Raw genomic sequence first — 1,511 nt, 5'->3', positions numbered from 1 at the left:
ACGCCGGTTACGATATCCAGCGTGAGTTCTACATTAACGACCACGGCTCTCAGATGAACACCTTCGGCAACTCCATCAGCACGCGCTATATGCAGCTTGCCGACATCATCGCCAAGCAGGGCGTGGATATCGACGAGGCTCACAAGCTGCTGATCGCAGACCGCGACGCCTTCGTTGCCGACGAGAACGACGAGCATCCCGAGACCCATCCGTACCAGGACAATTTTGCCGAGACCCTGGGCAAGGACTCCTATGGCGGCGACTACATTATCGACGAGGCCGCCGAGTTCTGGCGCACCGACGGCGATAAGTGGGTCGAGGCCGATCCTCAGGAGCGCATGGAGAGCTTCCGCGAGCGCGGCTATGTGAAGATGGTCGACAACATGCGCGACCTCTGCCACGCCGTCAATTGCGACTTCGATCGTTGGTACTCCGAGCGTTCGCTGTACGTGAAGGACACCGAGGGCGAGACCGCCGGCACCTCTGCCGTCGACCGCGCTTTTGAGAAGCTCGACAAGATGGGCTACCTCTACACCAAGGACGGCGCCCTGTGGTTCCGCTCCACCGACCTGGGCGATGACAAGGACCGCGTCCTGATCAAGTCCGACGGCGAGTACACCTACTTCGCCTCCGACGTTGCCTATCACTGGGATAAGTTCCAGCGCGTCGACCACGTCATCGACATCTGGGGTGCCGACCACCACGGCTACATCGAGCGCGTCCGCTGCGTCTGCGACGCTCTTGGCTATCCCGGCAAGTTTGAGGTTCTGCTGGGCCAGCTCGTCAACCTGCTGCGCAACGGCAAGCCCGTCCGTATGTCCAAGCGTAAGGGCACCATGGTGACCCTGCAGGAGCTCGTCGACGAGGTCGGTTCCGACGCCGCTCGCTACACGCTCATCTCCAAAAGCTCCAACCAGATGGTCGACTTCGATATCGAGGCCGTCAAGAAGCGCGACAACTCCAACCCGGTCTATTACGTGCAGTACGCTCACGCCCGCGTGTGCTCCATCCTGCGCCGTGCCGCCGACGTTACGCCCGAGCAGGCTGACGAGATGGGCATGAAGGCCGTTGCCGCCAAGGCCATCGGTGAGAACGTCGATTACTCGCTGCTGACCGACCCGACCGAGCTCGCCCTTTCGCGTAAGCTCAACGAGCTCACCGACCTGATTGCCAGCTGCGCTCGCGACCGCGCCCCGTTCCGTCTGACGCACTTTGCTGAGGAACTCGCCGGCGACTTCCACAGCTTCTACGCTGCCTGCCAGGTTCTGCCGAGCGAGGGCCGTCCCGTCGACCCCGAGCTTTCGCGCGCCCGTCTGGCCGCTTGCGACGCCGTTCGCGTGACGCTCGCCCTGGTGCTCACCCTCGTTGGCGTTTCCGCGCCCGAGCAGATGTAATCATCGAGTCATTTGACCGTATAGACTTGGTTTAACAAAGCCTTGAAAGCCCGATCTCCCACTGAACTGCGCCCCAAATCTTGGACGCCCTAAATAGCGACTAGGCCGCGAGGGCCT

The 1,511-nt window shown here is 61.7% G+C and carries 1 protein-coding gene; it reads left to right on the top strand.

The genetic code is table 11. The features are described 5' to 3' along the window. A partial coding sequence (locus I2D41_RS07725) for an arginine--tRNA ligase (RefSeq protein ID WP_195364128.1) occupies positions 1–1,394 on the top strand: 1,394 nt, incomplete at its 5' end. Positions 1,395–1,511: the final 117 nt, after the last annotated feature.

The organism is Collinsella aerofaciens, assembly GCF_015552075.1.
Taxonomy (GTDB): Bacteria; Actinomycetota; Coriobacteriia; order Coriobacteriales; family Coriobacteriaceae; genus Collinsella; species Collinsella aerofaciens_Y.
Note: the sequence above shows the minus strand (reverse complement) of the source record. Positions and strands in the feature narration are given on the sequence as shown.